The sequence below is a fragment of the Mesorhizobium sp. WSM4816 genome (assembly GCF_055811535.1).
The window spans coordinates 1-6,221 of the sequence record NZ_JBVVQR010000072.1 but is presented as its reverse complement, the minus strand read 5'-3'; the positions used below and the strand labels follow the sequence as shown (position 1 = coordinate 6,221).

Sequence of the window (6,221 nt, the reverse complement as noted above, 5' to 3'; positions counted from 1 at the left end):
CGTCGTCTTCGGCGAGAGGTTCGTCAGCCAATGACGAAATCGGCCTCGCGCACAGAATTCCTGACAGTCCCCGAAAACTCCAAAAGGCGTGGTACGGTGACCTGGCCCTGATGGTAGAGCGCCAGCACGAAGCGCTGCAGCCCCGCCCCGAAATGGCCCGAAAGATTGGCCGGCAGCGGCGCCGTGAGGACTGTCCCGTCGGGCCGCAACCAGCGTTCCCAGCGAAAGCGGGTCACGTGCGCATGCAGCACCAGATCCTGCACCACGAAGTCCGTGTAGCCCTTGAAGCGCGAGCCGGGCGGCACCGAGGTGGCTCGCTCGATCCGCTCTTCGTCGATCACCAACTCGGTGTTCTTGGCGCCCCGGCCGCGCCGCCGGCCATCACCCGGCTTGCCGGCCGCGCGACCGCTCGCCTGCTCCATGCCGCTCGGCTTGCCGGGCTTGATGTCTGGGCGACCTTTCCCGCCCTTCAGCCGCGCGATCTCGTCACGTTGTTGCGCAACCGTCCGCTCCAATTCCGCCACCCGACCCAGCAGCTGTATCACCAGCGCCTTCAGATCGGCATTCGACAGCGACTCAATGTCCGCGGGCAAAGACATGGCCGCAATGAATCAGAAATCCCGCCCGTCGGGAATCTGGACATCAAAAGCCGAGTCAATCTGACGCAGCCCTCGCCACGACTTTTGCCCCTCTTACCAACATGGCCGCCGTGCTGCGCGTCTGGCTGGCCGAACGTGCCGGGCAGCCGGCTGATCCCCTCTTCCCTACACAGACCGGCAGGATGATCAGCCGCGACGCTCTCGAGCACCGGCTCGCGAGGTATGTCGAAATCGCTGCCAGAAACTGTCCGTCGCTGCAGCGGAAAAGGGTCACACTGCACACCTTGCGTCATACCGCGGCAATGCGACTGCTGCGTGCCGGCGTCGACACCTCGGTGATCGCGCTGTGGCTTGGCCACGAACAGATCGAGACCACCCACATCTACTTGCACGCCGATCTGGAGCTTAAAGAACGCACCCTGGCGAAAACCACGCCGGCCAACACGGCGCCAGGACGCTACAGACCGCCCGACAAGCTTCTCGCTTTCCTCGAGGCGCTCTGATTATGCCGACCCCATCGCAGCGATCACCGCCTCCGAAGCCGACATCCACCCCCAAGGTCGGCATAATCCGGACATCGGCATAATGGACGCGGCACCTCTGCCATGTCGCGCACAGCACCTTGGTGACGGCCGCCTTGATGCCTTCATGGGAATCGGAGACGACGAGCTTGACGCCGCGCAGGCCGCGGCGGGTCAGCTTGCGCAAGAACTCCGTCCAGATCGGCTCGGCCTCAGACGTGCCGACCTCCATGCCCAGCACCTCGCGCCGGCCGTCTGCGTTGACGCCGACAGCGATGATGACGGCGACCGAGACGATGCGCCCGCCGCGACGCACCTTCAGGTAGGTGGCATCGATCCACAGGTATGGCCAGTCCCCCTCGATCGGCCGGTCGAGGAAGGCCTTCACCTTGCCGTCGATCTCCTCGCACAACCGGCTGACCTGGCTCTTGGAGATGCCGCTCATGCCCATCGCCTTGACCAGGTCGTCGACCGAGCGCGTCGAGATACCCTGGACGTAGGCCTCCTGGATGACGGCGGTCAGCGCCTTCTCGGCCATGCGCCGTGGCTCCAGGAAGCTCGGGAAGTAAGAGCCCTTCCTGAGCTTGGGGATGCGCAGTTCGACGGTGCCGGCCCGCGTCTCCCAGTCTCTGTCGCGGTAGCCGTTGCGCTGGACAAGCCGCAGCGGGTTCTTCTCGCCATGGGGCGCGCCGGTGGCGGCGCCCACCTCCAGCTCCATCAGCCGCTCGGGCGCAAAGCTTATCGACGTGCGTCAAATCCTCAGGGAGGGCGCAACTTCGGCGCGTTTATCGCAGGCAACGCCCATACTGCATGGGTGCTCCTCGTCAGGAAGCTTGTGATGCTCACTCAGCTCCAGCTTGCGGGCCAAGCCGCCGGAGTTGGAGCAGAGAGGGTGGGCCCAATGATTGTTCTATTCGCCAAGGGTCGGAAAAGGTGTGATCGACCAATCGATCAAGTCCATGGCACGCTGAAGTATCGCCTCGGTCTGAGCGCGGCTGGGGGAAGCGGCGACGACATGTCCGATACAGTCTCGCCAGTCGCCTTTCCTGACGATCGGCGTCTTAAGTTCAACATAGAATTTGACCTCGGCGACACCTGGTACTGCAGCCGCTTGACTGTCACCACTGATCCAATCGAGGGTGCCGTCGCGATCAGCAACCAGGAACCGCGCGACCGCAATGTGCGAATGCCTTCTACGCAAATCGCATTCGTCGCCGACGGCAAGCTTGATGTGCTCGGTGACGAGATCGACACCCCAAGCCGCCTGAACCAGTTGAGGGTCGGGTGTGCCAGCAAGACGCCAATTGACTTCAATGACGACTGGGCCATGCTTTGTCCACCGGAGTTCAACGTTCGTTGGCCCCCAGCCAAGGCCGATAGCTCGCAAACAGCTCAGCGAAACATCGGCGATACGCTCATGCTCGTCATCAGTCAGCGCGGCCGGATAGGTGCACTCACGATAGACGAAATGCGGTGCGGGACCGAAGTCAAGGGCGGCAATCCCAATGACCTCATTTCCCATTATGTCAACGGTATAATGGGGGCCTTGTGCGAATTCTTCGACCAGTATCCTCGGCGAGGACAGCCATTTGCGCTGCGCTGGCGAAGGCAGCCGTATGTGCTCTCCGCACAACAGAAACGTCGTATGTTCGGCTAACTCATCGAGGTTGCGGCACAATCGGACACCGCTGCTGCCGCCGCCAACGGTTGGCTTGAGAATTACCGGCAGGCCGATCTCCGCGGCAGCGCTTTCAACCTCCGTCGCGTTCACTGCCACGCGATAAGCAGGCATTGGAACGCCGGCCCCCGCGAGGAGTTCACGTTGAGTGAATTTGTCACAGCATCGTTCAATCGATGCGGGGTTCGGTCCCGGCAGATCGAAATGCTGGCAGAGCTTGCCGACAGTCGCATAGACCTCCTCTTCCTGGCTCGTGATGCCAGCAATGCCATGGGTCTCACGTAGTTGGGAACATTCGCGGATCAGCGCATCGAGATCATCTGTATCGACACGGATTGCCTCAGTCCTTTCCGACGCAAAATTGTCGTACTGACTGGACGCTGGATCGGCCGACAGGATAATTGGATGAAGGCCAAGACGCTGGGCCGCTTGGACGTATAGCTGGCCACAACCCCATGGACCGCCTTCAACCAGGATGAGTGCTCTTCTTGCCATTGGCGTTGATCTCCGTTGCGTGCTGTGGCGGCCTGAGCGCTAACAGACGTAGCTTTCTATTCGCACCTGAACTCCGACTTGCGCTGAAGGTACCACTGTCAGCGATTTGCAGTGGCAAAGGTTTTGTAAATTTAATTGAAGGATCTGTTGCAATGTTTTTGCGGCGCGGCAATCAAAGTGAGATCGCAGCGTCAATCAGGGGATGTTCCGCATATCTGGTGCAGGGTCGGTGTTCTCTTGGTTGTTCGCGCGCCTGGTGACGGTGGCCCTTGCCAACAAAATGGCGCGCATCGCCTGGGGCTTTGCTGGCTCGCCAGGAGATTACCGGAATGGAGGCGACCGAGTTGCGTGCGCCACTGTAGCTGCGTAAGCAGATCACTTTACCGGTTTTGATTGCAAGTTCTGATGATGACGTGACGATTACCGGCAGACCCGGGATCAGGAGAACCCGTTCCAAGTGGAAGCAGGCATTGACTGCGGACATTTGATTGGGGCCTGATCTGCGGATCACATCGGGCCAGTGGCCATGTGTGCCACACATTCCGACACATGACTGCACCCGCCGGTGCGACGCTACGGGAGATTCTACTTGCAACGCAGAGGCCAATGGTATGGACCCCGCCCTCTACGCGCGGTGAAATCTCGAACGCCAACTGCAACGAGGGAGGATGTCATGCAGGTCGTTCGATAGGTCTGGATCTTGCGAAGTATGTCTTCGAGGTTCACGGCGTCGACAGCCACGGAAAAGTCGTTGTGCGAAAGACGCTGCCTCGCGATGCGGTAGCCCGCTTCTTCACCAATCGCCGCGACGTCTGGTCGGCATGGAAGCCTCGAACGGAGCGCATTTATTGGGCAAGGGTGCTTTCCGATCTCGGCCATGAGATTCGCCTGATCAGCCCTCAATTCGTGACACGATACGTCAAGTCGAACAAGAACGACCGGAACGATGCGGAAGCCATCTGCGAGGCGGTCAGTCGGCCATCAATGCGCGGTTTGTGCCGCCGAGCATGGGATTGTCATTGCCCGTGACATCTCGCAGCTGCGACGCAGCCTTGCCGTCATCGTCGGGAACGACGATGACGGCCTCAGCGACATGGTCCGTTCGCTTATGAGGGAGTTGCGGGCGGAAATGGCCGAACTCGATGATCGCATTGCAACCTTTGACCGTCGGATACGAGAAATCTTCCACGCCAGCGAGCAGCGCCAGCGGCTTGGAAAGGCCGGAGGAATCGGCCCCGTAACGGCAACCGCCTTGATTGCTGCCGTCGGCAATAGAACCTGCTTCAAGAACGGCCGTCAGTTCGCGGCCTGGTGCCGAAACAACGGTCCAGTGGAGGGCGAGCCCGCCTATTCGGTATCAGCAAACGTGGCGATCGCTATCTGCGCAAATCCATGGGGCGAGCCCCGATGGGATTTTCGCGCGCTTCCACCTCAGCCTTGTTGGCCCGCTTGAAATGCTTGGCGTGGGCGTAGCGTAGCGCTGATACATGATCAGCGCCTGTTTGCCGACCCGGACATAGGACTGACGCAGGTCGAGCCGCGTCTTCTTCGCCAGCCGCACCAGCCGCTCGCGGGCGCAATGGATGAGCTTGGCGTCGGTCGGGAACATCACGTTCTTGGGTTGTACCGTCGTGTCGACAATGACCCGGCGCGTATCTGCGGCTTCATCGCCCCAGTCTTGACCGCAATGCTGAGGCTTTTCTGCAGCAGCACCATGATCCGCTCCTCGCCCATGCGGCTCCGCCAGCGCGTCATCGAGGAGCGGTCGAACGGCAGGTCGTAGCGGAAGAACTCCTCGCCGCACAGATACTGGAATACGGGTTCTCGATCCAGCGTGCGCACAGCGCCTCGTCCGACAGGTTCAAGGTGTGCTTGAGGATGGCGAGCCCCGCCATCAGCCGGGTCGGCAGCGGCGGCATGCCGGGACCGTCCGAATAGACCGCACCGAAGCGCGCCTCCAGCACCGGCCAGTTGATGGTGCGGGCCAGCCGCACCGGCTCATGGTTCATGTTGAGTATCTGATCAAGGCGAGCGCGGAACAAATCCTGTTCTCCAGTCTCGCGCCGCTCGCGTGGTCTGCCCATCGCCTGGCTCCCGATTCACTGTAATGAAAGCAGTGAATCATGCTTCGCCAGGCGGCGAAATCTGGAGGCTTCTGTGAGGTCCGCATGCTCGACGGAGCACCCGCTGGTCTTCGGACCTCATTGCAAGCCGGATTGAACGAAGCCGGTAGCTGTCACCGCGGATGGTGATCACTGTCGAATGATGAAGCAGGCGATCAAGGATCGCGGTTGCGACAACGGGATCGCCAAACACACTGCCCCATTCGCCCACCGAGCGGTTGGAGGTGATCAGGATCGATCCCCCGCTCATAACGCCGCGACACCAGTTGGAAGAACAGATGCGCGGCATTGGCTTCGAACGGGAGATAGCCGAGCTCGTCGATGATCAACAGTTTCGGCGGCGACAGGGTCGTCAGCTGTAAAGTTAAACTTTATCTGACAGAGGGTGTCCTAGGCTGAAGCTTGAGCCGAGGCCGGGCGCGGAGTAGTCAGGGTTCGCAGCGCCCGGCCTCGGCGTTAGAAAGGACACTGACATGACCAAGGACCAAAAGATCATCCGCGCCAAGGTGGGGCTGCTGGAGCTGGCCAAACAGCTCGGAAATGTCAGCCAGGCCTGCAAGATGATGGGCTATTCGCGCGACAGTTTCTACCGCTTCAAGGAGCTTTACGAGACCGGCGGCGAACTGGCGCTGCAGGAACTGACGCGCAGGAAGCCGCTGTTGGCCAACCGCACGCCGCCCGAGGTCGAGGCGATCTCCTCGAGCTGACGCTGGAAATATCTCGCCTATGGAGGGCTTTGCACGGGGGCCGAAGTTTGGCGCAGATGGCGCATGGGGCGTTTTTTGAAACGCAATCAGGCGACATT

3 protein-coding genes and 6 pseudogenes are annotated in these 6,221 nt (G+C 60.9%); 4 read left to right on the top strand and 5 right to left on the bottom strand.

The window, feature by feature from the left end; translation table 11 throughout:
• Positions 1-23 precede the first annotated feature (23 nt).
• Positions 24-599, bottom strand: coding sequence for a hypothetical protein (locus AC0L3H_RS32580; protein ID WP_473588210.1), 576 nt, complete (start codon positions 597-599; stop codon positions 24-26).
• A gap of 101 nt (positions 600-700) precedes the next feature.
• Between AC0L3H_RS32580 and AC0L3H_RS32575 the strand changes: the two genes are divergently transcribed.
• Positions 701-1,102, top strand: coding sequence for a tyrosine-type recombinase/integrase (locus tag AC0L3H_RS32575; protein ID WP_473588209.1), 402 nt, complete (start codon positions 701-703; stop codon positions 1,100-1,102).
• Between the two features lie 79 nt (positions 1,103-1,181).
• On the opposite strand, the pseudogene AC0L3H_RS32570 reads toward AC0L3H_RS32575, so the two are convergent.
• Positions 1,182-1,871, bottom strand: a pseudogene (locus AC0L3H_RS32570) (IS256 family transposase); the annotation flags it as partial.
• Between the two features lie 159 nt (positions 1,872-2,030).
• Positions 2,031-3,293, bottom strand: a complete 1,263-nt coding sequence (locus tag AC0L3H_RS32565; RefSeq protein ID WP_473588208.1) for an ATP-grasp domain-containing protein — start codon at positions 3,291-3,293, stop codon at positions 2,031-2,033.
• Between the two features lie 639 nt (positions 3,294-3,932).
• Here AC0L3H_RS32565 and AC0L3H_RS32560 point away from each other — a divergent pair.
• Positions 3,933-4,283 (top strand): annotated as a pseudogene (locus tag AC0L3H_RS32560) (IS110 family transposase); the annotation flags it as partial.
• A pseudogene (locus AC0L3H_RS32555) lies at positions 4,240-4,766 on the top strand (transposase). The pseudogenes AC0L3H_RS32560 and AC0L3H_RS32555, both read left to right, overlap by 44 nt.
• On the opposite strand, the pseudogene AC0L3H_RS32550 reads toward AC0L3H_RS32555, so the two are convergent.
• Both AC0L3H_RS32550 and AC0L3H_RS32545 read right to left on the bottom strand, forming a co-directional pair.
• Positions 4,673-5,377, bottom strand: a pseudogene (locus AC0L3H_RS32550) (transposase); the annotation flags it as partial. The pseudogenes AC0L3H_RS32555 and AC0L3H_RS32550 overlap by 94 nt on opposite strands.
• A gap of 37 nt (positions 5,378-5,414) precedes the next feature.
• A pseudogene (locus tag AC0L3H_RS32545) lies at positions 5,415-5,787 on the bottom strand (ATP-binding protein); the annotation flags it as partial.
• Between the two features lie 102 nt (positions 5,788-5,889).
• Between AC0L3H_RS32545 and AC0L3H_RS32540 the strand changes: the two are divergent.
• Positions 5,890-6,105 (top strand): annotated as a pseudogene (locus AC0L3H_RS32540) (helix-turn-helix domain-containing protein); the annotation flags it as partial.
• Between the last annotated feature and the right edge of the window lie 116 nt (positions 6,106-6,221).

Excerpts from the sequence above, each read along its gene's own strand:
- AC0L3H_RS32580 (WP_473588210.1), bottom strand. The coding sequence starts at position 599 with ATGTCTTTGCCCGCGGACATTGAGTCGCTGTCGAATGCCGATCTGAAG.
- AC0L3H_RS32575 (WP_473588209.1), top strand. The coding sequence starts at position 701 with ATGGCCGCCGTGCTGCGCGTCTGGCTGGCCGAACGTGCCGGGCAGCCG.
- AC0L3H_RS32565 (WP_473588208.1), bottom strand. The coding sequence starts at position 3,293 with ATGGCAAGAAGAGCACTCATCCTGGTTGAAGGCGGTCCATGGGGTTGT.